Source organism: Kitasatospora sp. NPDC056181 (genome assembly GCF_042266225.1).
GTDB lineage: Bacteria > Actinomycetota > Actinomycetes > Streptomycetales > Streptomycetaceae > Kitasatospora.
Map to the genome: position 1 here is coordinate 142,130 of NZ_JBHJUK010000005.1, position 24,634 is coordinate 166,763.

At 67.0% G+C, this 24,634-nt stretch carries 21 protein-coding genes and 2 pseudogenes; 10 read left to right on the forward strand and 13 right to left on the reverse strand.

What is annotated here, in order from left to right; translation table 11 throughout:
- Positions 1-127 precede the first annotated feature (127 nt).
- The 6 genes from ACFC1F_RS04320 to ACFC1F_RS04345 form a co-directional block, all read right to left on the reverse strand.
- The gene (locus ACFC1F_RS04320) at positions 128-964 is read right to left on the reverse strand and encodes an HNH endonuclease (protein WP_376155549.1); all 837 of its coding nucleotides are present in this window, start codon (positions 962-964) and stop codon (positions 128-130) included.
- Between the two features lie 20 nt (positions 965-984).
- Complete coding sequence (locus tag ACFC1F_RS04325) at positions 985-2,511, reverse strand: AAA family ATPase (RefSeq protein ID WP_376155551.1); 1,527 nt, start codon at positions 2,509-2,511, stop codon at positions 985-987.
- 138 nt (positions 2,512-2,649) lie between these two features.
- Positions 2,650-3,372, reverse strand: coding sequence for a M48 family metallopeptidase (locus tag ACFC1F_RS04330; RefSeq protein ID WP_376155553.1), 723 nt, complete (start codon positions 3,370-3,372; stop codon positions 2,650-2,652).
- Positions 3,359-6,451: a type I restriction endonuclease subunit R gene (locus tag ACFC1F_RS04335; RefSeq protein WP_376155554.1), complete on the reverse strand. Its 3,093-nt coding sequence runs from the start codon at positions 6,449-6,451 to the stop codon at positions 3,359-3,361. The genes ACFC1F_RS04330 and ACFC1F_RS04335 overlap by 14 nt, the downstream gene beginning before the upstream one ends.
- A complete protein-coding gene (locus tag ACFC1F_RS04340; protein ID WP_376155555.1) occupies positions 6,448-7,698 on the reverse strand; it encodes a restriction endonuclease subunit S in 1,251 nt (416 codons plus the stop codon). The genes ACFC1F_RS04335 and ACFC1F_RS04340 overlap by 4 nt, the downstream gene beginning before the upstream one ends.
- Positions 7,699-7,706: 8 nt before the next feature.
- Positions 7,707-10,142, reverse strand: a complete 2,436-nt coding sequence (locus tag ACFC1F_RS04345; RefSeq protein WP_376155557.1) for an N-6 DNA methylase — start codon at positions 10,140-10,142, stop codon at positions 7,707-7,709.
- Positions 10,143-10,277: 135 nt separating this feature from the next.
- Between ACFC1F_RS04345 and ACFC1F_RS04350 the strand changes: the two are divergent.
- From ACFC1F_RS04350 to ACFC1F_RS04360, 3 genes and pseudogenes are all read left to right on the forward strand, one after another.
- Positions 10,278-10,691 (forward strand): annotated as a pseudogene (locus ACFC1F_RS04350) (transposase); the annotation flags it as partial.
- A 100-nt stretch (positions 10,692-10,791) separates the two neighbouring features.
- Complete coding sequence (locus ACFC1F_RS04355) at positions 10,792-11,064, forward strand: hypothetical protein (RefSeq protein ID WP_376155558.1); 273 nt, start codon at positions 10,792-10,794, stop codon at positions 11,062-11,064.
- Positions 11,061-11,468: a type II toxin-antitoxin system VapC family toxin gene (locus ACFC1F_RS04360; RefSeq protein WP_376155579.1), complete on the forward strand. Its 408-nt coding sequence runs from the start codon at positions 11,061-11,063 to the stop codon at positions 11,466-11,468. Before ACFC1F_RS04355 ends, ACFC1F_RS04360 begins: the two co-directional genes overlap by 4 nt.
- Before the next feature lie 33 nt (positions 11,469-11,501).
- On the opposite strand, the pseudogene ACFC1F_RS04365 reads toward ACFC1F_RS04360, so the two are convergent.
- From ACFC1F_RS04365 to mca, 3 genes and pseudogenes are all read right to left on the reverse strand, one after another.
- A pseudogene (locus tag ACFC1F_RS04365) lies at positions 11,502-11,660 on the reverse strand (DUF255 domain-containing protein); the annotation flags it as partial.
- Between the two features lie 42 nt (positions 11,661-11,702).
- The gene (locus ACFC1F_RS04370; protein ID WP_148643133.1) at positions 11,703-11,894 is read right to left on the reverse strand and encodes a hypothetical protein; all 192 of its coding nucleotides are present in this window, start codon (positions 11,892-11,894) and stop codon (positions 11,703-11,705) included.
- A 48-nt stretch (positions 11,895-11,942) separates the two neighbouring features.
- A complete protein-coding gene (gene mca, locus ACFC1F_RS04375) occupies positions 11,943-12,848 on the reverse strand; it encodes a mycothiol conjugate amidase Mca (protein WP_376155560.1) in 906 nt (301 codons plus the stop codon).
- A 259-nt stretch (positions 12,849-13,107) separates the two neighbouring features.
- Between mca and ACFC1F_RS04380 the strand changes: the two genes are divergently transcribed.
- Positions 13,108-13,524: a DUF4307 domain-containing protein gene (locus ACFC1F_RS04380; RefSeq protein ID WP_209416864.1), complete on the forward strand. Its 417-nt coding sequence runs from the start codon at positions 13,108-13,110 to the stop codon at positions 13,522-13,524.
- Positions 13,525-13,828: 304 nt separating this feature from the next.
- Positions 13,829-14,329 (forward strand): transcription elongation factor GreA, encoded by a 501-nt coding sequence (gene greA / locus ACFC1F_RS04385; protein ID WP_148643136.1) that lies wholly within the window; start codon positions 13,829-13,831, stop codon positions 14,327-14,329.
- Between the two features lie 66 nt (positions 14,330-14,395).
- On the opposite strand, the gene ACFC1F_RS04390 is transcribed toward greA, so the two are convergent.
- From ACFC1F_RS04390 to ilvA, 3 genes are all read right to left on the reverse strand, one after another.
- Positions 14,396-15,253 carry an ABC transporter permease gene (locus ACFC1F_RS04390; RefSeq protein WP_376155562.1) on the reverse strand — a complete coding sequence of 286 codons (858 nt, stop codon included), beginning with the start codon at positions 15,251-15,253 and terminating at the stop codon, positions 14,396-14,398.
- 1 nt (position 15,254) lies between these two features.
- Positions 15,255-16,340 (reverse strand): ATP-binding cassette domain-containing protein, encoded by a 1,086-nt coding sequence (locus tag ACFC1F_RS04395; protein ID WP_376155564.1) that lies wholly within the window; start codon positions 16,338-16,340, stop codon positions 15,255-15,257.
- 155 nt (positions 16,341-16,495) lie between these two features.
- Positions 16,496-17,707 (reverse strand): threonine ammonia-lyase, encoded by a 1,212-nt coding sequence (gene ilvA / locus ACFC1F_RS04400; protein WP_209416867.1) that lies wholly within the window; start codon positions 17,705-17,707, stop codon positions 16,496-16,498.
- A 122-nt stretch (positions 17,708-17,829) separates the two neighbouring features.
- Here ilvA and ACFC1F_RS04405 point away from each other — a divergent pair, with 122 nt between their 5' ends.
- The gene (locus tag ACFC1F_RS04405) at positions 17,830-18,309 is read left to right on the forward strand and encodes a MarR family winged helix-turn-helix transcriptional regulator (protein ID WP_209416868.1); all 480 of its coding nucleotides are present in this window, start codon (positions 17,830-17,832) and stop codon (positions 18,307-18,309) included.
- Positions 18,310-18,315: 6 nt separating this feature from the next.
- On the opposite strand, the gene ACFC1F_RS04410 is transcribed toward ACFC1F_RS04405, so the two are convergent.
- A complete protein-coding gene (locus tag ACFC1F_RS04410; protein ID WP_209416869.1) occupies positions 18,316-19,470 on the reverse strand; it encodes a cystathionine gamma-synthase in 1,155 nt (384 codons plus the stop codon).
- Positions 19,471-19,671: 201 nt separating this feature from the next.
- On the opposite strand from ACFC1F_RS04410, the gene ACFC1F_RS04415 reads away from it, so the two are divergent.
- The 4 genes from ACFC1F_RS04415 to ACFC1F_RS04430 all read left to right on the forward strand — a co-directional run.
- Entirely contained in the window at positions 19,672-21,300 is a 1,629-nt protein-coding gene (locus ACFC1F_RS04415) for a M48 family metalloprotease (protein ID WP_376155566.1), read from the forward strand.
- 27 nt (positions 21,301-21,327) lie between these two features.
- Positions 21,328-22,452, forward strand: a complete 1,125-nt coding sequence (locus ACFC1F_RS04420; RefSeq protein WP_376155568.1) for a hypothetical protein — start codon at positions 21,328-21,330, stop codon at positions 22,450-22,452.
- Positions 22,453-22,577: 125 nt separating this feature from the next.
- Positions 22,578-23,264 (forward strand): peptide-methionine (S)-S-oxide reductase MsrA, encoded by a 687-nt coding sequence (gene msrA / locus ACFC1F_RS04425; RefSeq protein ID WP_376155569.1) that lies wholly within the window; start codon positions 22,578-22,580, stop codon positions 23,262-23,264.
- 553 nt (positions 23,265-23,817) lie between these two features.
- A partial coding sequence (locus ACFC1F_RS04430; protein ID WP_376155571.1) for a tetratricopeptide repeat protein occupies positions 23,818-24,634 on the forward strand: 817 nt, incomplete at its 3' end.

Genomic DNA, 24,634 nt, shown 5'->3' on the forward strand with positions numbered 1-24,634 from the left:
GTCGCACGATCCAGACTATCCAGCCCAGTTTCCGAGACAGGTGCCAGCCTTACAGACCCAGTGGCAGCTGCAAGGTCAGCCCGCGCCACATAGCAAGACACAGCTGTCGGCTGCGAGGCCATGAGCCTCAGTTGGAAGGGTCTTGCGTCGAGGGACCATGGCAGTAGAGGTCGTCGGCAGCGAGCGTCCGGTAGGTGACACCTTCACAGCTGTTGAGGTCGACGGCGAGTCGGGTCTCTGCTTGCTCCTGTAGGTAGTCCCGGACCATGCGTGCGCCACCGCGTTTGCGCTGCCTGTCGACACCGTACGTCACATCGGAGATCGCACGGTTCGCTTCGATGGCGTAGCGCTTCCCGAGCTCGAAGAGCGTGAAGTGGTTCTTGACCCGCGTAGTGAGCGTGGCGTCCCAGGATGCCGGTGGGCTGACGAAGAAACGCAATCGCACTGTGCCGAAGTCATGGATCGCTCGTGCGTCCAGCCAGCTCTCATGGGATACCCGGTCGAGGTACGGATGCAGGATCGTGTTCTCGGCGCTGTCCGGACGCTTATTACCCTTGATTAAATTACACCGCTCGCAGACGGGCACGAGGTTGAGCGGATCCACGCACAGTGCAGGGAAGAGGCTCTTCGGCATGTAGTGGTCGAGCTGACGGACGGTACCCTGTCGGCACAACGGGCAGCGTTCGTTGGGTGGAGCCGCCATCAGCTCGTCGCGTATTACCCGCCCCCCGACGGTCTGCATGCCGTTTTCGTACGCCCAATCCACAAAGGTGCTGCCAGCAATCTCAGGAACCGTAAAGCCCTTCGCATCAAGGTCGTGCAGGTTCCTGGCAGCCGCGGCTTCGCGCAGCATCTGGCCAGCCTTCCGCACGGTGTCGGCCGCCTTGAGCAGCCGCTCACGCCGCCCTTCCGCCGTGGTGCTGCGGGCTACGCATGCCTGGTAGCTGTCACTTGCCTTCCGCATGGGGACCTTCAGGGGCCACATCAGAGGGGACCATCCGTCTTCTCTGCGAGGAGGATCCGGACCAGCCCCTTTGCCTCTCCGCCGAGCTTGCCGCCAAAGTAAGCAAGGACTTCTTCGTATGAATCCAGTGCGGCCACCGCTCTGCCGACCTCCGCGTAGAAGCCTGACTCCATCACCTCCAGCCCAAACACCTCGTGGGTCAGCACGCCGACGTTCTCGCCGTACGTCTCAAGCTGAGGGCGCTCGACGCGGCTAATCTCGCCTTGGCGTATGAGCTTGTAGACGCAGGACTGTGGCATCGCCTGAAGCACGACAGGCGAGTGTGTAGCGACTACGGCGACACCGTTGCGGTCGGCCAACAGGTGAGACAGCGCCTGCATGAAAGAAGCCAGCAGTGGCGGATGCAAGTGGGCCTCGGGCTCGTCCACCAGGACTAGGGACTGCTCCACCACGAGGTGCACGAGTTGTGTCATGGTCAGCACTACGATCGCGTGGCCTGAGCTCATCCGCCCAAAGGCAGCGGTCAGGTCACGCACGTCGGAGTCCGTGACTTTCATGCCGGCCCGTATGTCACGGGCGTAGGCCGCGACAGCGGAGTCTGCGAACTGCGGGTCACGGCTCAGCAGCAGCATTGTGTCGCGCCAGCGCATGAGGTCCCGCGAGTCGATGACGGCCTGGACTCCAGCACTGAAGGCCGCTTGAAGTCGTTGCTGCTGGGTGCCGGTGGACAGCTCATCGAGCGAAGTGCTTTGCAGGCCGACATAGGTGTACTTCACCGCTCGGGGATCACTCTCCTCGACCACTTCGACGAAGGGATCGAACGCGCTGAAGGTGACTGACACCACGTTCACAAACCGCTCGCCGTCTGTGGACGTAGACGTCGGGAGCACGTCCATGCGCCCGAATTCCGCGTGCCTCCCGGGCAAGACAACCGCAGCGGCCAGATTCCGCAGCAAGGTCGTCTTGCCAACCCCGTTGCGGCCGATGAGGGCGTGGATATTGCTGGACGGCCTGGAGTCAGGATCAACCTTGAAGTCAAGAGCACTCTCAGCGCCATGCCCCGCTGCGGTGTAGCGGAACCGGTACTCGGTCAGCCGGGCTCCGCCACGGGCGATCCGGTTGAACTGCGCCCTGACCGTCTGTTCCTCAACCGTCCGCAACAGTGATGAGTGTGTCACTGGATACTGCATAGCAGTCTCAAGAAGGTCCGGGTTGTAGGCAACGTCAGAGAGCCCTCGAAGGATCTCTTCCCGTCTGTCATGCCCGAGCTTTTTGATGTTGTCGTAGTAGAGGTCGCTCTGCCCGAGCGAGAAGAGTTCACCCGGTGGCGAGCCATCGTAAACCCCCGCACGGATGGGGCTGGGGCCGTCTCCCTGCCCGGCGACGGCGACCTTGACAAACCCTAGGTTCGTCTGCGTCTGCGAGTCTCGGTACCAAAGCGTATAGCTGGTACGAAAACCGAAGTCATCCCAGTCATCGGCCACTAGGACCGCAGCCTCGGGGCCTGAGCGCACCGGTGCATCTTGGGGCAGGACAATGAACTTCACCTGGTCGAGCCTCCGATTCTGCGGCGGACACCCGCACTTCGGTCGAACTGAGTTCGAACCCTATCGCCTCGCTCCGACAGGACGATCGCGATGCCGCCGGTTCGAGGGCGCGCGCCAAACTGACGAATCACGCCATGCTCACGCCCACTCTTCCTCTGCGAGTGGCGATTCATCTAGCCGGTCGCGAAGAATCCGCCAATTCGGCATGAATCTCTCCATGAGCTCGATGAAGCGTTCGCCATGGTTGCGTTCGAGGTAGTGCACCATCTCGTGAACAACGACGTATTCGAGGCAACTTGGATGTTTTTTGGAAAGCTCCACATTGAACCAGATATGTCCGGTCTCGCGATTACACGATCCCCATTTGGTTTTCATGCGCTTGATGTTCCACCGCGGCACCGACACCTCAAGGACGGGTTCCCACTTGGCAATCAAGTCCGGGATCACGTGCCGAAGCTGTTCCCGGCACCAGCGGTCGAGCAGCGCCCGCCGCTGTTCAGCCGTGGTGCCGGCCTGGACGTACAGGAGCAGCCGCTCACCGTCCAGCTCGAAATGAGCCCGCCCAGGACGCTCCACGACCTTCATCCTGCGGCGGACCCCCCACACGTAGTGCGACTCGCCCGTGACCATCTCTCGCACGGACTGCCGTGCAGCCGACCGAAGCTGCTCGCGCTTCTCTCTGATCCATGGCAGGCGTTGGATCACAGCGAGTCGCACCTGCTCATCGTCGAGCTGGTGCGGCGCCGCCACACGGACGCGTCCCGAGGGTGGATAGACACCGATGTGCAGGTTCTTAATGTTCTTGTAGACGACATCGATGTCGATGCCGCGGATGGTGAGAGAAGCACTAGCGGTACTCATGGCGTGCCTTTAGCAAGTCCATGAGCTCATCAAACTTGTCGAAGTCGGAGGTCAGAGCTTGAGCAAGCGCGCGCCTGACCCTTTTCTCCTTCATCGCGTTGCCCACCCACGAGTCGGGCTTGGTGTGAAGGATGGTGGTGTCCACAACCACGGCCAGCTCCGGTGACGGACCGAAGAAATCAATCAGGGCTCGGCGGCCACCATTATCAGCCCACTCCGGATACTTGGTTCCTGACTCGCCCTTGCCAATCTTGGACGCGTGCTCCAAGAGCTTCGCAAGGTAATCCTTGTAGTCCAGGGCACCCTGCCGCCGCTCTTCGAGTATGGCGTCGAGCAGCTCCGACATCTTGTCATAGTACTTCGGGTTCATCGGGCGCTCATCGATGATCACCATGCGCATGTTGTTGGTGATCGTTGCCGCAACCGCTTCCGGGTTCCTCCTGATACCCGCGGGAAGCCTCTCTAGCGCGCCAGCCCCCATCTCGACGATCAGGTGCATCAGGCCGGCTTCCTCGAAATCGGAGACGACCTCGGAGTGGCTAGCGCTGATGTACGTGTCCAACAAATGCCGCATACCGGCCTCGTACTGCTTGAAATCGACGTTCTCGCCAGCGCCGAGCTTCACCTCTGCACGCACGTCGGCGTAGTGAGCAATCTCTTCCTTGATCGCTGCGGCTTCGGCGTCGCTGAACCCGGCGGCCTGCATTTCGTTGGCGAGGTTGCCGTATGCGCGGGTCACCGCTGCCACGGACTTGTAGAGCTCGACCCGCTTGGGTTCGTTAGCCTTCAGCTGGACCGCGTTGCCATGCTCCCGGGAACAGAAGTACTGCTGGTACTGGAGGGTGTCCTTCGGTGGTTCGACTGGCTCACAGAGCGCCCGAATCTTCTCCAGGGCCTCATTGAGGTCATCCCGGGCCTTATCGATCCGGTCTGACAGCAGCCCTTCAACGTCCTTCGCTTCGTAACCGTCAAGAGCACCGCTCGTGTAGTTCTTGATCGCGGACTCAAGGGAGTTGAACAGGTCGCGGTAATCGACGATGTAGCCGTAGTCCTTGTCCTCGCCGTCGAGGCGGTTGACCCGGCAGATCGCCTGGAACAGACCATGGTCCTGCATCTTCTTATCGATGTACAGGTACGTAGCACTCGGGGCATCGAAGCCGGTCAGAAGCTTGTCAACGACGATGAGCAGCCGCATCTGGCCCGGGTCGTTGATGAAACGTTCCTTGACGTCCTTTTCGAACTGTTCGACCTTGCCCATCGCCTTGTCGGCAGGCTCGTTGAAGTGGTCCGCGAGCATCTGCCGGTAGATCTCGTACTGGCGCAGCCGCTCGGTCGCGCCGTGGCCTGAATCTTCCTTGGCGATGTCACTTGCCTGCGGCGTGTACGACGTGATGATTGCGCACTTGCCCTTGAACCCGGCCTGCGTGAACAGCTCATAGAACTTACACGCCTGGTAGATGCTCTGACTGACGAGGATGGCGTTGCCGCGGCCATCCGCCAGACGCTGCTTGACCTCCATGTCAAACAGAATGTCGTTGACGATCTGCCGGGCCCGCGGCTCCGAGCTGGCGACCTTCTGAACGGTGCCCCAGCGCTTCTTGAGCTCGGCGCGGGACAGGTCCGTCATACCGCGGGTCTTGGCCTCAAACCACTGGTCGACCTTCGCCGGCGAGGTCAGGTCCTGGTCGATGTTGCGAGCCTCGTACCGCAAGTCGAGCACGACGCCGTCTGCAATGCCCTCGTTGAACTTGTAGGTGTGGATGAAGCTGCCGAACCGCTGGACAGTGGTGTCCTTGTCCTCTTTGAGAAGGGGCGTGCCTGTGAATCCGATGAACATGGCGCCAGGCATGAGAGCCTTCATCGCGTCATGCATCTTGCCCGACTGCGTACGGTGGGCTTCGTCGACAAAAACGAAGATATTGCCCTTGGCCTGGAAGTCCTTGGGGACGTTCGCTTTGAGTTCACGAATGAACTCGCTCTCAGCTTCATCGCGGGCCTTCTCGTCTTCAGAGCCGCGGAACTTGTGAACCAGCGAGCAGATCAGCCACTTCTCGTCCGCATTCAACGCGGCAAGGAGGCCCGGGCCGCTCTTGGTGCGGTAGATTTCCTTCCCGACCCCCTGGAAGATCTTTTCAATCTGCTCATCCAGTTCGGTCCGATCAGTAATTAGCAAGACCCGCGGGTTCGTCCCGACCTGAGATTCCCGGATCCAATTGGCCAGCCACACCATCGTCAGAGACTTGCCGGAGCCCTGGGTGTGCCAAATGATGCCGCCCTCTCGCTTGGCGATCCGCTCCTGGGCCGCCTTGACGCCGAAGTACTGATTGTGCCGACACGTTTTCTTCTGTCCTGAGTCGAAGACCATGAAGTCGTGAACCAGCTCGAGCAGGCGCTCCTTCGAACAGAGTTGCACCAAGGAACGGTCGAGGGGATCGGCAATGTCAGACGGCTCACGCCACGCCAACCAGTGCTTCTCTGGCGTGTCGATGGCGCTGTAACGCAACCCCTCTACGTCGTTGCCGGCCATGACGAGCTGCACCGTGGTAAAGAACGATCGAATGAACTCAGGACGCTGATTCCCGATGCTCTGCCGGATGCCGTCAGAGACGGCAACCTTCGAACGCTTGAGTTCGATCGTCCCGAAGGCGATTCCGTTGACATACAACACGATGTCAGGGCGCTTAATGCGTTGCCCCGGAACCGTCACTTCCTCGGCCAAGGCGAAGTGATTTGCTTCGGGGTGCGCCCAATCGACGAGCCAGACCGTCTCCGTCTGGGCGCCGACACCGGGTTTAAGCTTCACCCCGTACCGAAGCAGGCCGTAGACGTCTCGGTTCGCTTCGTACAGATCGCGGCCGCCACCGAGCGAGGCGTCACTCCTCAGCTTGTCGATCGCTCTGTTGATGAGGTTGTCGCTGTAGCCCCGGGCGCGAAGATTTTGAGTGAGCAGCTCCATATCAACGTTGGAGTTTGCCGCACGGTGTTCCCAGTTGCCGAGGTACTCGTATCCCAACGAGTCTCGGAACAACTTGACAACTCGGTCTTGAGTCATGCGCTCCGGCTGGCCGACGTTACTCATTCTGCGCTCTCCTTAACGGGAAGGCGGGTGCGGCCTGTGAGGAGCTGCTGCATCATGCCTTGCTTGAGAGCGCGCGCCTTATCGAGGCGGATCTCATGGACAGAAATTTCGGTATCCATGTCAGACAAGACCTCAGCAATCGCTGCCTGTTCGCGTCGATCAGCAGGCCAGCGAAGAAGAAGATTGCTAAGCCTCGAGCTGCCTAGATGCGCGACCGAGGTGGTCTTCGTAGCGATAGCCGCAAACGCCCCCGTCCGCTGGCAATATCGAAAGAGATGCGCAGCGAATTCGGGAGACGTCGCCGGGTAGGCTCGAAATCGGAGCAGCTGATTCTGCATTGCGCAGGGAGTTCCGAACTCACTACTGTAAATGGAACAGCGACCGACGAGCTCTAGAGACTGACCTTCATTGAGTAGAACATCCCCAATCTCAATGCGAAAGCGCTCAAACTCGACATCTGTCATAGGCATCCAAAGAACGTCCTCGAGCTCGATTCGCCCATCAAGCACGTTCTTTGTCCGAAGGTAGGGGCGCAAGGCTCCGGCGCCGCTGACGTTCAGCGCCTTGCCAGCAAGGACATCCCCCATCTCAGTCACACGACGATACTCCCAGGTACCCTCGAACCCCTGCAGGCGCGTCCGACCGGTCAAGAGCTGCTGCATCGCAGCTTGCTTGATTTCCTTCTTCTTGGCAATTAGATACTTGATGTGCTCGATGGCTGCTTGTGCGTCTTCGAGAGCAGCCACGACCGCGTCTTGGTCGGCCCGTGAAGGAAGTCTGACGGGCAGCGCGGAAAGGATAGCGGTGTTCAAATTCGGCATCGTGCCGCCAACAGCGTTATCCTGCAACCATACTTGCGCTGGTCGTGACCCCAGATAGTGCGCCACATACTCCGGATTAACAGTAGCCCGATTGCTCCCGAAACGAGCGGCGAGGCAGCCAGTGCCACATAGCCAACCCACTTGCCCCGCACGGACGATGGACCTGCGGCCAACATCGCCCCGGCGACTGAAGATGATGTCGCCCTCGCGTAGAGCATGCCGTCGCAGCTGACGGGCGTCCCAGTCACCGACTCTCGCAATGCCTTTCTCGACGATCTCATTGTCGCCCAGATTGATTGGCATTACCAGTGGAGTTCCGACCAATTTGTAGTCACTCGCGTGGAGTTGGCTTCCAAATGGCCCCGTCTGGATCACGCCTCCCGTGCGAATTACAATTTCACCCAGTGTTGTGGACTCTGCGTGCATAGCGCGATTCACCGGCTGAATCCCATAGCGGAAAGGTGCTCTGCAAGCCTTGCATGGATCGTCTCCAGCCGGGCCTCAAGCGCACCGGGTGTCTGTGCATACCGCTGGCCGAGTTCTTGGAGGCGCGCAACCAGAGCAAGCGTGAGTGACTCAGCCTCAGATTCCACGCCGTCGGCGACCGCTGCATGCCACTTATCGTCGAGCACCAGCTGCTTGATCTCAGGTTCGGTGAGATCGCCGTACTTCTTGAGGGTTGCAAGATCGAGCGCGGCCTGCGCCTCCTTGGCGTCCTTCTTGGAGACAGACTCTTGGTTGTACAGCTTGATCAGATGCTGCAGCACCTTGATCTCTTCGGGGTCAGCTCCTTCATGCCGGGCCACCTTGAGTCGCGTCGAAGCGAGAGCCTTTGAGATCTTGCCGTCGTCCATCGCCTCAGCAAGCAAGCCTTCCTCGACGGCGTGCTCTTCGATGTACTCCTCAACAGCACGGCTTGCCACTTCGGCTGCCGCATGCAGCGAGTCGGCCTCAGCCTGCTCGTCCGCAAAGTAACGAGCTACGACAAGCGCCGGCGGGATGAGGTCCATCTTGTACTTCGTGGCACTGCGTCCCGAGCCAATGACCAGGTCCGGGGTCTCGGAGAGCTTGCGCACCTTATCCTCAATATTCTTGCGCGGCTTCGCCGCCTCACACCACCCGTCGTTCATTACGAGGAAGACGTCGTCGTGCATGACGCCGTGCCAATAAGTCATGAGCTGCTCGTAGACGTCGTATTCGTCGAGCAGAGGGGTGCCCTTGAACCGGGCCAGCAAATCGTCACTGATAAGAGCGATCAGGCCCTTGGGAACAGTGTCCGGGTTGAGCGCCTGCAGGACCGAACGGTGCGTGGCGAACCAATCGTCAACCTGGCCGCGAACGCCCATGACAAACTTTTGAAACACATCGGAGTCCAAGATGGCCTGTTGCACCTCAGCCACGCCGATGGCCAGGTCGCTGTAGCCAGGGCGGTTCGGCTTGAAGAGCGTGGCACGAAGGCTCGAGAAAGCCTCCCAGTACCCGTTGAGTGAGTCCAGATTGTGGTCTGGGATCCCGCCGTGAAGATGGGCATGAAGGTCCTGGATATCCTCCGGCTCGGAGGAATCGATGTACCGCGGGATGTTGAGGTTGTAGTCGTTCTTCGGGTCGGCGATCTCATGCAGCAACACCATACGCGAATAGCGCTCGATCTCGGTCTGCTTGTTAAACACGTCGACGATCTTGTGAATATCCTGACTCCGAAGGCGGTTCTTGTTACCATCCTTCATGAAGCCCCTGGAAGCGTCTACCATGAAGACGCCAGTTCGCGCGTGGGCATTCTCCTTGTCGAGAACGATAATACAGGCCGGAATTCCGGTTCCGTAGAAGAGGTTCGCGGGCAGGCCAATGATGCCCTTGATGTAGCCACGGCGCAGCAGTTCCTTACGAATGTTGGCCTCAGCGTGACCACGGAACAACACACCGTGCGGCAAGATGACTGCGGCCTTGCCGTTGCCCTTGAGGGACTTAAGGATATGCAGGAGGAAGGTGTAGTCGCCGTTCTTCTCCGGCGGCCGGCCGAACTCGAAGCGACCGTAGTCGTTCTCTAGGCCGTTACTCCAGGACTTGATCGAGAACGGTGGATTGGCGACGGCGAAGTCGAAGGTCTGCAACCGTGCGCCTTGGGTGAACTGTGGGCTGGTAATGGTGTCGCCCTTGCGGATGTCACGGTCCTCGTAGCCATGGAGGATCATGTTCATCTGGGCAAGTGCCCAGGTGGCGTTGTCCTTCTCCTGACCGTAGATGGTGAGGCCACGTGGGGCTTCGTCAGCGACCTTGAGGAGCAGCGAGCCGGACCCGCACGTTGGGTCGTAGACCGTGTGGTCCTGCCGGGTAGCCGCACCGATACCGACGACCTTGGCGAGCACCCGCGAGACCTCGGCCGGGGTGTAGAACTGCCCCTTCGATTTGCCTGACTCCGTGGCGAAGTGCCGCATCAGGTACTCGTAAGCATCGCCAAGCAGGTCGTCGCCCTCGGCGCGGCTGCCTCTGAAGTCGAGAACCGCGAAGATCGCCACCAGTTTGGAGAGGCGATCCTGCATCTCCTTGCCCGTGCCGAGCTTCTCCTCGTCGTTGAAGTCGGCCAGGTCGATGACCTTCTCGAGTCCGTTGGCTTCGGCGAGCCTGCCGATGATCTTGTTGATCTTGTCGCCGATCTCCTTGTCACCCTTGAGGGCGACCATGTCATCGAAGGATCCGCCGACGGGGACATCGATCAAGGAGGTCGGGTCGGACTTGGCCTTGTCCGTCACATACTTCACGAACAACAATGTCAGGATGTAGTCCTTATACTGGCCAGCATCCATGCCGCCGCGCAGCTCGTCACAGCTCCGCCAGAGCGAGCTGTATAGGTCCGACTTCTTGAGAGCCACTACCACGTCACCCCATTGACTGCGTCGAGACCAGAGCCGGACCGCGATTCCACGGCAGGGTGTACGTGTGGCCTGTCCATCCTTCGGCGCCCATCCTTCGTGTGTCCATGCGCGACCGCATCATCACTACTGGTGATGCTCAAGCTGAGTGCCTCAACGATAGCGCCGGGAGCTGACGATGGATCCCGGTACCATCCGGCGCCTAAGGACGCAGCTCGAGCTCACGGCTCTGCGCGAGGAGAAGCCGATCTGCGGTGCTCGTGCGAGCTCCTCAAGGCCGCTTCGGCTTTTCGCCCAGGAGCTCGACCCGACCCGGCGACGGTACTGAGACTCATCGACGAGCACCAGCACCGCTTCGGGGCCGAGCTCGTCCTCCGGGAACTGCCCATCCCCCGCATCCACCTACTACCGCTGGTGCGTCACGACCTCCACGAGCCCTACGAGCGCAGACGCCACGACGCCGAGCTAACCGAGCGCATCCACGCCGGCTCCGGCGAAACCTACGGCTCCCCGCGCGTCCACGCCGCCCTGCAACGCGAGGGCACTCGCGTCGGCCGCAAGCCGCGCCAGAAAGCACCTCCACGACGCGGGCAGTTACGTAGCACAGACAAACTTCAACGTGTAATAGAAAGTGTCTTACACTGTCGACATGCAGCCAACCCGAGCCGGGACCACCGAGAACATCTCCGTATCCATGCCCACCGAGCTGGTCAGCGAGCTCCGCTCTCGAACCGGCCGCCGCGGCTTGTCCAGCTACATCACCGAAGCGGTCAGGCACCAGCTCGCCATGGACGGACTCGCCGAGATTGTCGCGGCCCACGAGGAGGAGCACGGCGCGCTCACGGAGCGGGAGATCGAAGCCGCTCGTCGCGAGCTGTTCGGAGACGAGAACGCCGAGGATGTCGAGCGGGGCGCTGCGTGAAGGAGCAGCCAGCCCGATCACTTGTGCTCGACTCCGAGGCGCTGTCGCTGCTCCTACGCAACGACCGCGGTATGGCCGCTCGCATCGAGGCATCCCGACAGGCTGGGGTTCCCGTCATCGTGTCTGCGCTGACCATCGTTGAAGCCGTACAGGGGAAGACCGATCTTGCGCGCTTGAAGTGGGTGCTCTCCCGGCTGCGGGTGGAACCGGTCAGCCAGGAAGACTCCCTGACCGCGGTGGCGCTGCTTCAGGACGCAGGCGGGCTGCACGGACACAAGTACGCGATCGACGCCCTCGTCGCCGCGCTCGCGCTCCGTGTCCCCGCCCCCGTGATCGTTCTGACGTCCGACCGGGACGACTGGTCGAAGCTCTGCGGGAACCGCGTCATCATCAGAGAGGTTTGAGCACCGCCGACTACCGGGTTGACGAGTTCACTGGCACCAGTGGCACGCCGCGTAGCCGACGGACAGCAGCACCGGCACCCCGCGCCGGCGCGCCTCCGCGAACGCCTCGGGGCCCCAGGGCCACCAGTCCACGGGGTTGTCCGCGTGCTGCAGCAGGTACGGCGAGGTCGCGTCCGCGAGACGGTTCGGCATGCCCCCATCCTTGCGCATCGGCGCGCGGGCGGGGGCCCGGACTCACTCCTTCGGCGCCTCCGGCTCCTCCACGAAGTCGACGCGCTTGAACTGCTTGTTCATCGACTTGGCCAGGAACCAGGTGGCCACGCCGAGGGCGGCGAAGACCACGAAGCCCAGCAGGCCGGGGGTCACCTTGGTCTCGTCGAGGGCGAGCTCGGCGGCGAGGTGGGTGAGGTTCACGGGGGCGCTCATATCTCTATGGTGGCCCGGCTCACGGGGAGCCGGGCCATCGGGGGTGGGTCAGTCGCGCGTGTCGGCGGCCTCGGCCGCCAGGGTGGGGGTGCGCAGGCCGGCGAACAGGTCGCCCTCCGGCAGGTCGGCGTCGATCAGGGTGCGGGCGAGCTCGTAGTCCTCGGTCGGCCAGACCTGGCGCTGGACGTCGAGCGGCACGCGGAACCACGGGCCGTCCGGGTCGATCTGGGTGGCGTGCGCGATCAGCGCGCGGTCCCTGGTCTCGAACCAGTCGTCGCAGCGGACCCGGGTGGTGATCTCGCGCTCCTTGCGGCCGCTCTTCTCCCACCCCGCGATCCACTCGCCGTACGGCGACTCGTGGCCGTGCTCGGTGAGGTAGGCGTGCAGCGCGCGGATCCGGCCCATCGGGAAGCCGTGGTTGTAGTAGACCTTCAGCGGCTGCCAGGGCTCGCCGGCGTCCGGGTAGGCGTCCGGGTCGCCGGCGGCCTCGAAGGCCACCATGGTGATCTTGTGGGTCATGATGTGGTCCGGGTGCGGGTACCCGCCGTTCTCGTCGTAGGTCGTGATGACCTGCGGCTTGAACTCGCGGATCAGCCGGACGAGCGGCTCGGCCGCCTCCTTGACGTCCTGCAGGGCGAAGCAGCCCTCCGGCAGCGGGGGCAGCGGGTCCCCCTCCGGCAGGCCGGAGTCGACGAAGCCCAGCCAGGCCTGCCTGACCCCGAGGATCGCGCGGGCCTCGTCCATCTCCTTGCGCCGGACCTCGTGGATGTTCTCCTCGATCTCCGGCTTCCCCTGGAGCTTCGGGTTGAGGACCGACCCGCGTTCCCCCCCGGTGCAGGTGGCAACGAGCACGTCCACCCCCTGGTCGACGTACATGGCCATGGTGGCCGCGCCCTTGCTGGACTCGTCGTCCGGGTGGGCGTGCACCGCCATCAGTCGCAACTGCTCAGTCAACGCGTGCGTTCCTTCCACAATGTCTGGGCTCCCGCGAAGTCCGGTCTGCCCACCGTCTGAGCCTCTCGGTCGGGGACCGCGTGACCGCGGGACCGGCCGCCGAGTGCGCCGCGGCGCGACGACGCCGCGCCGCCGGCACGGCCGAGCCCCGCCCCCCGCCGGACCGGCCGCGGGCGTGCCCCTCCTATAGTGACGGACTGGAGGACCGTCGCATTCCCCGCACCACCCCGGCGGGCCTCCGAGGAGAGGAGCAAGCCCGATGAGTGCCGGCACCACCACCAGCCAGCAGCCGCCCGAGGGGCGCTACGGCCGGCGCGGCGACCGCGAGGCCGACCGCCGCCTCAAGGCGGTGGGCGCGGTGTGCGGCGTGCTGGCGCTGGGCCTGCTGACCTGGCTGGGCGGCTCCTACCTGATCCGCGAGACCACGATCAACGGCACCGTCCCGTCCTTCGAGGCGGTCTCGGACGGCGAGATGAAGCTGCACCTGGCGGTGCGCAAGAGCGACGGCACGGCGGGCAGCTGTACCGTCCGCTCGCAGGGCCAGGACGGCGCGGTGGTCGGGGTGGCCGACTTCCCCGTCCCGGAGGACGGATCCAGCTACGACGCCACGGTGAGCCTGAAGACCACCGCCCGCGGCACCACCGCCGAGCTGCTGGGATGCACGCCGGCGAAGTAGTCTGCGGCGATCGCGGCTCGCCCGGGCGCATATTCGATCCGCGGAGCGGGAATCCGTAGAGGAGCCCCCGGCACACCGGTCCTGTACACCTCGGCGCAATGCTGTCGTCAATGGCGCGCCAACGACTCTCCCGCTTGTCGGCGGGAGTTGTTAGGCTCGTGGTTTCGCCCCTTCCGCACCAAGAGGTACGGGAGCGGGCGTTGCTTTGTAGTTACGACCGATATCTCCACGACCGACATCTCCACCACCACCCTGCTGACGACTCACACCCTCAGCACAGCCCCAGCACCTACGAGGAGCACCTGTGACCCAGACCAGCGACCACGTGACCTGGCTCACTCAGTCCGGCTACGACCAGCTCAAGGCCGAGCTGGACCACCTGACCGGCCCCTGGCGCATCGAGATCGCCCAGAAGATCGAGGCGGCGCGCGAAGAGGGTGACCTCAAGGAGAACGCCGGTTACCACGCGGCCAAGGAGGAGCAGGGCAAGTACGAGCTGCGGATCCGCCAGCTCACCCAGCTCCTGGAGCGCGCCAAGGTCGGCGAGGCCCCCGCGGACTCGGGCGTGGTGGCCCCGGGCATGGTCGTCACGGTCGCCTTCGACGGCGACGAGGACGACACCATGACCTTCCTGCTGGGCTCGCGCGAGATGGCCGGCAGCGACGACCTGGACGTCTACTCCCCGCAGTCGCCGCTCGGCCGCGCGATCGACGCCAAGAAGGTCGGCGACGAGGCCGTGTACGAGCTGCCGAACGGCAAGCAGGCCTCGGTGACGATCACCGAGGTCAAGCCGCACAACGGCTGACCGACCGACGCACCGGGGCGGCCGTGGATCCCCTCCACGGCCGCCCCGGCGTGTCCGCGTCCGGCGTCAGCCCGCGGCGGAGCGGTACTTGCGCACCGACAGCCAGGAGAAGACGACGGTGATCAGCACCGACCAGAGCACCGAGACCAGCACGGCGTGCTGCATCGGCCAGGCGCTGTCCACCGGGCCGACCTGGTTGCCGAACAGGTCGCGGCAGGCCTGCACGGTGGCGCTGAACGGGTTCCAGTAGGCGATCGGCTGGAGCCAGCCCGGCATCGAGCTGATCGGCACGAACGCGTTGGAGATGAACGTCAGCGGGAAGAGCCAGATCAGACCCGCCGAGGTGGCCGCCTCGGGGCTGCGCACCGAGAGGCCGATCAGCGCGCCGATCCAGGAGAAGGCGTAGCCGAGCAGGAGCAGCAGCGCGAACGCGCCGAGCGCCTGCGGCACCCCGTTGTGGATCCGCCAGCCGACCGCCAGCGCCACCAGCGCCAGCACCACCAGGGTGAACGCGGTCTGGCAGAGGTCCGCCAGGGTGCGGCCGACCAGGACCGCCGAGCGGGTCATCGGCAGCGAGCGGAACCTGTCCACCAGGCCCTTGGTCATGTCCTCCGCGATGCCGGCGGAGGCGCCGGCGGTGGCGAAGGTGACGGTCTGGGCGAAGATGCCGGCCATCAGGAACTGGATGTACGTGTCCGAGCTGGACTCCGCGCCGGGGATCTGGATCGCCCCGCCCATGACGTACGAGAACAGCAGCACGAACATGACCGGCTGCATGAGCCCGAACACCACGATCTCGGGTATCCGGGTCATCCGGCGCAGGTTGCGCTTGGCGACCACCCAGGAGTCGTGCAGGGTGGCGGCCGCGCCCCGGCGCTGCTTGGGCACCGCCCCGCCGATGGCGTGCTCGGTGGCGGTCGTCATGTCACAGCTCCTTGCCGGCCGTGACGGCCTGCTTGTCCGGGCCCCGGCCGGTCCCGCCGTCCTCGCCGTCGTCCCCGGCCCGGCCCTTCCCGCGGCCGCCACGGCCCCGGCCGCCCTTGCCGGCGCCGCCGTTCTCCTCCGTCCCGGCCTCGGTGACGTGGCCGGTGAGCGAGAGGAAGACGTCGTCCAGGGTCGGCCGGCGCAGGCCGATGTCGTCGATCCCGATCGAGCGGGCGTCCAGCTCGCGGATGGCGTCCGCGAGCACCCGGGCGCCGCCGCTGACCGGCACGGTGATCCGGCGGGTGTTCTTCTCGACGGACGCCTCTCCCAGGGCGTACTCGGACAGCGCCGCGACCGCCTCGGCGGCCTGGTCGGCGCGGTGCACCACGACCTCGATCCGCTCGCCGCCGATCTGCGCCTTGAGCTGGTCGGCCGTGCCGCGGGCGATCACCCGGCCGTGGTCGACCACCGCGATGTCGTGGGCGAGGCGGTCGGCCTCCTCCAGGTACTGGGTGGTGAGCAGCAGCGTGGTGCCCTGCTCGACCAGGGTCTCGATGACCTCCCAGAGCGCGAGCCGGTTGCGCGGGTCGAGTCCGGTGGTCGGCTCGTCCAGGAACATCACCGGTGGGCGGACGACCAGGGCGGCGGCGAGGTCGAGCCGGCGGCGCATGCCGCCGGAGTAGGTCTTGGCGATGCGGTCCTTGGCCTCGGTGAGGTTGAACCACTCCAGCAGCTCCCGTGCCCGCGCCTTCGCCTCGCGGGGGCTCATCTGGTAGAGCTCGCCGACCATCTGCAGGTTCTCGAAGCCGGTGAGGTACTCGTCGACCGCGGCGTACTGGCCGGAGAGCCCGATCAGGCTGCGGACCTTGTTGGGGTGTTCGAGCACGTCGACGCCAGCGACCACCGCGCGGCCGGAGTCGGGGCGCAGCAGGGTGGTGAGGACGCGCACGGTGGTGGTCTTGCCGGCGCCGTTCGGGCCGAGCAGCCCGAGCACCGTGCCCTCGGGGACGTCGAGGCTGACGCCGTCCAGGGCTCGTACGTCGCCGAAGGTCTTCACCAGGTTCTCGGCTTGGATGGCTGGCGCCATGGGCCTGCCTCATCTCATCGGACGATATGGACGATATGAGTGACCTGTCCTACTCTGCCCCGGATTCAGGCGCCCGGGCGACTCGGCTCCCGGCCGCACGGCGGCGCAACGTGACGTCTCGCGGGTTCGCCGGTTTCCCGCAGAGGACCGCCGGCCTACCGGGAGACGACGTACCCCGCGTCCTTCAGCTCGCCGAACACCGCCGCGCAGTGCTCCGGCCCCTTGGTCTCCAGGTGGAGGTCCACCTCGACCTCGGTCAGCCCCAGCTGCGGATCGATCCGCACGTGCGCCACGTCCAGCACGTTGGCGTCCACCCGGGTCAGCACCCCGAGCAGGTCCGCCAGCGCGCCCGGCCGGTCCGCCAGCCGTACCCGCAGCGACAGGTAGCGGCCGGCCGCCGCCAGGCCGTGCCGCAGCACCCGCTGCATCAGCTGGGGGTCGATGTTGCCGCCGGAGAGCACCGCCACCACGGGGCCCTCGAAGGAGTCCGGCTGTTCGAGCAGCGCCGCCACCGGGCTGGCCCCGGCCGGTTCGACCACCAGCTTCAGCCGCTCCAGGCCCAGCAGCAGGGCGCGCGAGAGCGAGTCCTCCGAGACGGTGCGGACGCCGTCGGCCAGCGTGTTGATCACCTCGAACGGGATGTCCCCGGGCCGGCCGACCATGATCCCGTCGGCCATGGTGGCGAAGTGCTCCAGCGTCACCGGGCGCCCGGCCGCCAGCGAGGGCGGGTACGCCGCCGCGCCCGCCGCCTGCACCCCGATCACCCGCACGTCCGGGCGCAGCGGCTTCACCGCCGCCGCGATCCCGGCCAGCAGCCCGCCGCCGCCCACCCCGACCAGGATGGTGCGGACCTCCGGGCACTGTTCCAGGATCTCCAGGCCGACGGTGGCCTGGCCGGTCACCACGTCCCAGTGGTCGAAGGGGTGGATGAACACCGCGCCGGTCGCCTCCGAGTACCGCTGCGCGGCCTGCAGGGCCTCGTCCACCGTGGCGCCGTGCAACCGGACCTCGGCGCCGTACTCGCGGGTCGCCGCCACCTTGGGCAGCGGCGCGGCCAGCGGCATGAAGACCGTCGAACGGACCCCGAGCAGCGAGGCCGCCAGCGCCACCCCCTGGGCGTGGTTCCCGGCGCTCGCCGCGACCACCCCGCCGGCCCGCTGCACCGGTGAGAGTCCCGCGATCCGCACGTACGCCCCGCGCAACTTGAACGAACCGGTGCGCTGGAGGTTCTCGCACTTCAGGTGGACCGGCGCGCCGATCATCGCGGAGAGGTGCCGGCTGCCCTCCATCGGCGTCACCCGGGCGATCCCGGCGAGCATCTTCTGGGCGCCGCGGACATCGTCGATGGTGATCGGCCAACTGTGCATAAGGCCAGCCTACGACCGGTGCCGCCGCCAACCGGGGACGTCGGGCCTGTTCCCGGGCCCGCCCGGCGCGCGTACGCTGCTGGTCCTGAGCCTCCCTCACCGCACGACGATCGTGAGCCGCGATGACGACGACCTCGCCCCAGGCCACCGACCGCACCGACCCCGTCCACACCCAACTCCAGTACCAGCTGGCGGTGTTCGCCCGGCGCATGGAACAGGTCCGCAGCTCCGACGCGGTGGGCGCGCTGGACCGGGCCGCCTACCTGCTGCTCGACCGGCTGGAACGGCACGGGCCCGTCAACGTCAAGGCCCTGGCCGACGCGCTCGGCGTCGACTCCTCCACCGTCACCCGGCAGGTCGCCCCCCTGGTCGCCGCCGGGCTGGTCGGCCGGGTCCAGGACCCGGCCGACCGCCGCGCCGTCCGGCTCGCACTGACCCCGCTCGGCATCCACCGACTGGCCGAAGTCCGGGACGGACGGGCCGAGTTGGCGCGCCGACTGATGGCCGACTGGCCGCCCGAGGAGCAGCGAGCGTTCTGCGCCCTGCTGGCCCGCTTCAACCACTCCATGGAGTCGTACACCGCGGGCCGGCAGGGCGACTGACGTCGGTCAGCCGAGCGCCTGCGTGAGGTCCGCCAGCAGGTCGTCGATCGACTCGATGCCGACCGAGACGCGCACCAGGTCGGCGGGCACCTCCAGGGCCGACCCGGCCACCGAGGCGTGGGTCATCCGGCCCGGGTGCTCGATCAGCGACTCGACGCCGCCCAGCGACTCGCCGAGGGTGAACAGCTGCGCCCGGTTGCAGACCTCGACCGCCGCCTCCTCGCCGCCGTTGACGCGGAAGGAGACCATGCCGCCGAAGGCCTTCATCTGCTTGGCGGCGATGTCGTGGCCGGGGTGCCCGGGCAGACCCGGGTAGAGCACCTGGCTCACCTTGGGGTGGCCCGCCAGCAGCTCGGCGACCCGCTCCGCGTTGGAGCTGTGCCGGTCCATCCGGACGCCGAGCGTCTTGATGCCGCGCAGCACCAGCCAGGCGTCGAACGGGCCGGAGACGGCGCCCATCGCGTTCTGGTGGTAGGCCACCTCCTCGCCGAGGCCGGCCTCGGCCAGCACCAGGGCGCCGCCGACGACGTCCGAGTGACCGCCCATGTACTTGGTGGTGGAGTGCACGACCGCGTCCGCGCCGAGCGAGATCGGCTGCTGGAGGTACGGGCTGGCGAAGGTGTTGTCGACCACGAGCAGCGCGCCGGCGCCGTGCGCGATCTCGGCGAGCGCGGCCAGGTCGGTGATGCCCAGCAGCGGGTTGGAGGGCGTCTCCACCCACACCGCGCGGGTGTTCGGGCGCAGCGCGGCGCGGACGGTCGAGAGGTCCTGGGTGTTGGCGACGGAGAACTCGACGCCCCAGCGGGTCAGCACCTTGGCGAAGAGCCGGAAGGTGCCGCCGTAGGCGTCGTTGGGGATCACGATGTGGTCGCCCGGCTTGAGGATGGTGCGCAGCAGGGTGTCCTCCGCGGCCAGGCCGGAGGCGAAGGCGAGCCCGCGCGCGCCGCCCTCCAGCGCCGCGAGGCACTCCTCCAGCGCGGTACGGGTCGGGTTGGCGCTACGGCTGTACTCGTAGCCGCCCCGCAGGCCGCCCACCCCGTCCTGCTTGTAGGTGGACACCTGGTAGATCGGCGTGACGACGGCCCCGGTCTGGGGGTCTGCTTCCTGACCCGCGTGGATGGCGAGGGTCTCGAAGCCCTGGGGAAGCTGGTTCTCGGTCATGGGTCCGAGCGTAGTGGCCGGGCACCGTCGTGCCCGTCCGAACCCGCACACCGCACGAAGGCCCTGGTGAAACGCGGTGCGGCCGAATGTGTCCGACCGCTACGATCTGCACCTGCCGCACACCTGTTCACCTGCGCCGCAGCCCCTCGCGGCACCCCTGGGGAGGATCACCGCATGGGCGCGTCCCAGCCCTCGACCGGCATGAGCACATCTGTCAGGGCCATGACGGCCGTGGCCCTGCTCGCCGGCTTCTACCTGTTCGCCCTCGGCATCCTCGCCGCGCTGCTGGCCGTCGACGTCAGCCTGTACCAGGCCTCGGGGCAGCTGCGCCCGGCCCTGTTCAAGGTCTGGGCGCTCAGCGCCGTCGTCGGGTACCCGGTGGTCCGGGTGGTCTTCCTGACCCGCCGCCGCAAGGACGACGACGAGCTGCCCGGCGTGCCGGCCACCCGCGAGCAGCAGCCGGCGATCTGGGCCCTGGTGGACCGGATCGCCGAGCAGACCGGCGTCCGCGGCCCGGCCGAGATCCGGCTGGTCCACCAGGTGAACGCGAGCGTCATGGAGGAGACCCGGCTGCTCGGCCTGCTCCCCGGCAAGCGCCACCTGCTGATCGGCGTCCCGCTGCTGATGGGGCTCACCGAGGGCGAGCTGGAGGCCGTCCTGGCGCACGAGTTCGGCCACTACAGCAACCGGGACGTCCGCCTCGCCGGCGTCACCGTGGCCGGGCGCGCCGCCGTGCTGCACACCATCGGCGGGCTGCACGAGCGCGCCGACGCGCACCAGGCCAAGGAGACCGTCAAGCTCCGGGCCAAGGCCGAGAAGCGCCTCGCCAAGGGCCGCAAGCCGTCCGGCGAGGAGGCCAGCGGCGGCGTCGACCGGGCGCTGGCCAAGGTGTTCACCCTGTACGCCAAGCTGTTCTTCCGGATCTCCGAGGCGGTCGGCCGCCGCCAGGAGTACGCCGCCGACCTCACCGCCGCCCGGATCGCCGGCCGCGACGCCACCGCCGCGGCGCTGCGCAAGCTCCCGGTGCTCGACAGCGCCCAGGACTTCTACCTCGGCTCCTACGCCACCATCGGCTGGGGCGCCGGCCTGCTCCCGCCCGCCGGCCAGGTGTACGGCGGCCTCGCCCACCTGCTGGCCGACCCGAAGCGCCGTCAGGAGCTGGCCGAGTACGCGCTCGAACTGCCCGAACACCGGCCCGACCCGTACGACTCGCACCCGCCGATCGACCGCCGGGTCGCCGCGATCGAGGCCCTGCCCGACGACGGCCGCGGCGTCGGCGCCGCCGCTGCGGCCTTCGGCCTGCTGCACGAGGCCGAGCGCGTCCTCGCCGAGCTGGAGGTCGTCTCGCTGGTCCCCGAGGCCGCCGGCAAGAAGCGGGTCGAGTGGCCCGAGCTGGTGCACGAGGCGATGCTGGCCGACGCCCGTGCGAAGGCCGGCCCGCTCTGCCACGCCCTCACCGCGCTGGGCCTGCCGCCCACCGCCCACGGACTGCTCGACATCGTCGACGACGGCAGGGCCTGGGAGTTCACCGACCGGCTTCCGAAGAGCGAGCAGGCCGCCGCCGCCACCGGCCGGGCCGCCCGCGAGCTGGCCCGCCCGATGCTGCGCGGGGCGCTGGCGCACACCGTCCTCCTCGCCCTGGCCGAGACCGGCCGGGCCGGCTGGAAGCTCTCCTGGTCGGGACCCGCCGAGCTGCGGCTCCCGGACGGGTTCGCGGAGTCCTTCGACGCCGCGCTCGACGCCGCCTCCACCGACCAGCCGGACACCGCCCCGCTGCGCGCCCTGCTGGCCGGCTCGGACCGCCCGGCCGCCGACGCGCCGGCCCACTGACTCCCCCACACAGCACGAGGATCCCGCATGCCCACACCCGTCATCGTCCTGCTCGCGATCGTCGTCGTGGTCGGCGCGCTCAAGCTCTTCACCTGGGCCGTCAACCGTCTGACGGCCCGACGGCTCGCCAAGGTCGAGGCTCTGCACGCCTGGGTCACCACCGAGTTCGACCTGCTGCCCCAGGACCGCCAGAACACCCGCAGGGCCGCCCCCGCCCCCGAGCTCGACGCCGCCCGGGCCGCCGCCGACCGCGACGACTGGCAGGCCTGCGCGGCGATGCTCGCGGACGCCGACGGCGACTGGGACGGCCGCTACCGGCTGGTCACCGAGCTGGCCGATGCCGCCGCCGAGTCCGACGACTGGCTGCGGGCCTGGCGCGCCGAGCGGCCGCAGGATGCGGACGCCGCGGTCGTGCACGCCGACGCCCTGGTCAAGCTGGCCTGGAACGTCCGCGGCGCGGCCACCGCGGACCGCACCTCGCAGGAGCAGTTCAACACCTTCCACCGGCTGCTGGGGCAGGCCCGCGAGGCTGCCGCCGAGGCGCAGCGGCTCGCCCCGCAGGACCCGACGCCGTGGATCACGGAGCTCTGGATCGCCCTCGGCCTCGGCTACTCCGCCGCGGACTTCGAGCGGGTCTGGGCGGGCGTGACCGCACGCGACCCGCACAGCCACCCGGGCCACTACGCCGCCCTGCAGTACTGGTGCGCCAAGTGGCACGGCTCCGAGGAGGAGGCCCGGGAGTTCGCCGACCGTGCCGCCGGGCGGGCCCCCGCCGGCAGCCTGCTGGCCGTCCTGCGGCTGGTCGCGCTCCACGAGCACGAGCCGGACGGCGGCAAGGACGCCTACTACGGGACCCCGTACGCGGCGGCCGCCCTGGAGACCGCCCGGAGCGCGGCCGACGCGGCGCCCGCCGGCGACCCGCACGCCGCCGAGATCCGGCATCTGCTGGCCTGGTGCTACACGGCGACCGGCCGAGCGGTCGAGGCCCTGGACCAGTTCAAGCTGGTCGACGGGTACGTGGACGCCCTGCCCTGGCGCTACGTCGAGGACCCGGCGGCCTACTACTGCCGGATCCGCGCCCTCGTCGTCCGTTCCGTCGTCCGCTCCCTTGAGCAGAAGGGGGCCCGGGTGCCGGAGGAGCAGTCCGCCTGACGCAGGCGCCGCCCGACCCGCCCGCAACGCCGTGCTCCGCCCCCGCCGACGGCCGCTCCCGGAATCCGGGGGCGGCCGTCGGCGTTGCAACCTGCGCCACCCTTCCCGACCCGCTGGAGCAGGCCGTGCTGTTCAACCGCCACAAGACCTCGCTCGTCCCCGCCGACCAGGCGCTGCCCGGCCGTGAGACGCCGGCCTTCACCCTGCGCGAGCCGCACACCGTGCTCGGCCACCCGCTCACCGGGCCCTACCCGGAGGGGCTGGAGGTGGCCGACTTCGGGCTGGGCTGCTTCTGGGGCGCCGAGCGGACGTTCTGGCGCCTGCCCGGCGTCTGGACGACGCTGGTCGGCTACCAGGGCGGGCACACCCCCAACCCGACGTACGAGGAGGTGTGCAGCGGGCAAACCGGGCACACCGAGGCGGTCCGGGTGGTCTACGACCCGGCCGTGATCCCGTACGAGCGGCTGCTGAAGACCTTCTGGGAGGCGCACGACCCGACCCAGGGCAACCGCCAGGGCAACGACGTCGGCACCCAGTACCGCTCCGCCGTCTACACCCACTCCCCGGCCCAGGCGGCGGCCGCGGTCGCCACCCGGGACGCCTTCCAGCCCGCCCTGACCGCGATCGGCCTGGGTCCGGTCACCACCGAGATCGCCCCGGCCGGCCCCTTCTACCCGGCCGAGCCGTACCACCAGCAGTACCTGTCCGACGCCAAGAACCCGAACGGCTACTGCGGCCTCGGCGGCACGGGGGCTCACCTAAGTAACCCTTCTGGCGCCTGCCAGATCGGGGTAGCGAAGACCGACAACTGACCGGTTCCGACGACTCGCCTTCATTGCAGGGCTGAACCACCCCGGGGTGGTTCAGCCCTGTGCCCGTCCGGACTGTCCGGCTCACACTGTCCGGCCCTGTCCGGGACAGTCCCCGCAGGTCAGCACACCTCTCAGGACACCCGGACAGCCCGGACACTTCTGCCCAGCTCGGACTGTCCGGTCCGCTCTGTCCCCGTGCGCCCGGGACCGCAGTTCACGAGCTTCTCCCGTGGATGATGCAACGCTCGAACCCGCGTAGCATGCGCGACAGGTCTACAGACCGCGCGGCGAACCGGGTTGACCTGCGCAAGAACAGGACCTCCAAGGCGCGGTCCCACGCATCTCCCGCATTTGCGGCGGACAGGACATCGCAGTCGACTTGAAGAGAGACGCGAACTAGCTACGGCTGTCGGCTGTCGGCCTCACGCCCTACCGTCACTGCTGCGCAGCCACGAACTCGCGAACGGGGCAAGTGATGAGTGCAGAGATCGCCGACCTGGTAGGTCAGGCTGGCCCCTACGTGACCGCAGCCTTAAGCGCCTACGGTAGCGCGGTGCTCATCAGACCAGAGGACGCAGCCGCCGATACCACGGCGAACCTCGGCCACCGCATCCTCCAGGCTGTCTGGCGCCGCCGTACCGGGCTCGAACAGGCCGAGCTGGAGGCAGCCGTCCAAGATGCCGCCAAAAAAACCCGCGACGAGCACGCCGCCGCCGCCCTGCGCCAGCAGATCAAACGAGCCCTGCGAGACGACACCGACCTGCGCAACGAACTCGCCAGCCTCCTCCCCGCACCAGCCCACGGAACGGTGACGATCACCGCATCGGGGGCACGGTCCATCGCCGCCTCCACCATCGGCGCCGCGATCACCGGCGACATCTACGCAAATACGATCACCGGTAACAGCTACCAGGAAGCCGACGATCCCACCCACGCCGTCCGCCTGCTAGTAAGGGCCCTCGCCCAGCAGGAGGAGGCCCTCGGGGACACCCACCCCAGCACGCTCGCCACCCGCAACAACCTCGCCAACGCGTACCAGGCCGCGGGTGACCTCGCCCGCGCCATCCCCCTGTTCGAGACCACCCTCGCCCAGCAGGAGGAGGCCCTCGGGGACACCCACCCCAGCACGCTCGCCACCCGCAACAACCTCGCCGCCGCCTACCAGGAGGCCGGCGACCTCGCCCGCGCCATCCCCCTGTTCGAGACCACCCTCGCCCAACGCGAACAGGTTCTCGGGGACACCCACCCCAGCACGCTGGCCACCCGCAACAACCTCGCCGCCGCATACCAGGCCGCGGATGACCTCGCCCGCGCCATCCCCCTGTTCGAGACCACCCTCGCCCAGCAGGAGGAGGTCCTCGGGGATACCC

Coding starts and splice junctions, on each gene's coding strand:
- ACFC1F_RS04380 (WP_209416864.1), top strand. CDS start 13,108: ATGAGTGCCGGCACCACCACCAGCCAGCAGCCGCCCGAGGGGCGCTAC.
- ACFC1F_RS04320 (WP_376155549.1), bottom strand. CDS start 964: ATGCGGAAGGCAAGTGACAGCTACCAGGCATGCGTAGCCCGCAGCACC.
- ACFC1F_RS04335 (WP_376155554.1), bottom strand. CDS start 6,451: ATGAGTAACGTCGGCCAGCCGGAGCGCATGACTCAAGACCGAGTTGTC.
- ACFC1F_RS04340 (WP_376155555.1), bottom strand. CDS start 7,698: ATGCACGCAGAGTCCACAACACTGGGTGAAATTGTAATTCGCACGGGA.
- ACFC1F_RS04390 (WP_376155562.1), bottom strand. CDS start 15,253: ATGACGACCGCCACCGAGCACGCCATCGGCGGGGCGGTGCCCAAGCAG.
- ACFC1F_RS04395 (WP_376155564.1), bottom strand. CDS start 16,340: ATGGCGCCAGCCATCCAAGCCGAGAACCTGGTGAAGACCTTCGGCGAC.
- ACFC1F_RS04410 (WP_209416869.1), bottom strand. CDS start 19,470: ATGACCGAGAACCAGCTTCCCCAGGGCTTCGAGACCCTCGCCATCCAC.
- ACFC1F_RS04420 (WP_376155568.1), top strand. CDS start 21,328: ATGCCCACACCCGTCATCGTCCTGCTCGCGATCGTCGTCGTGGTCGGC.
- ACFC1F_RS04405 (WP_209416868.1), top strand. CDS start 17,830: ATGACGACGACCTCGCCCCAGGCCACCGACCGCACCGACCCCGTCCAC.
- ilvA (WP_209416867.1), bottom strand. CDS start 17,707: ATGCACAGTTGGCCGATCACCATCGACGATGTCCGCGGCGCCCAGAAG.
- ACFC1F_RS04330 (WP_376155553.1), bottom strand. CDS start 3,372: ATGAGTACCGCTAGTGCTTCTCTCACCATCCGCGGCATCGACATCGAT.
- ACFC1F_RS04355 (WP_376155558.1), top strand. CDS start 10,792: ATGCAGCCAACCCGAGCCGGGACCACCGAGAACATCTCCGTATCCATG.
- ACFC1F_RS04370 (WP_148643133.1), bottom strand. CDS start 11,894: ATGAGCGCCCCCGTGAACCTCACCCACCTCGCCGCCGAGCTCGCCCTC.
- ACFC1F_RS04415 (WP_376155566.1), top strand. CDS start 19,672: ATGAGCACATCTGTCAGGGCCATGACGGCCGTGGCCCTGCTCGCCGGC.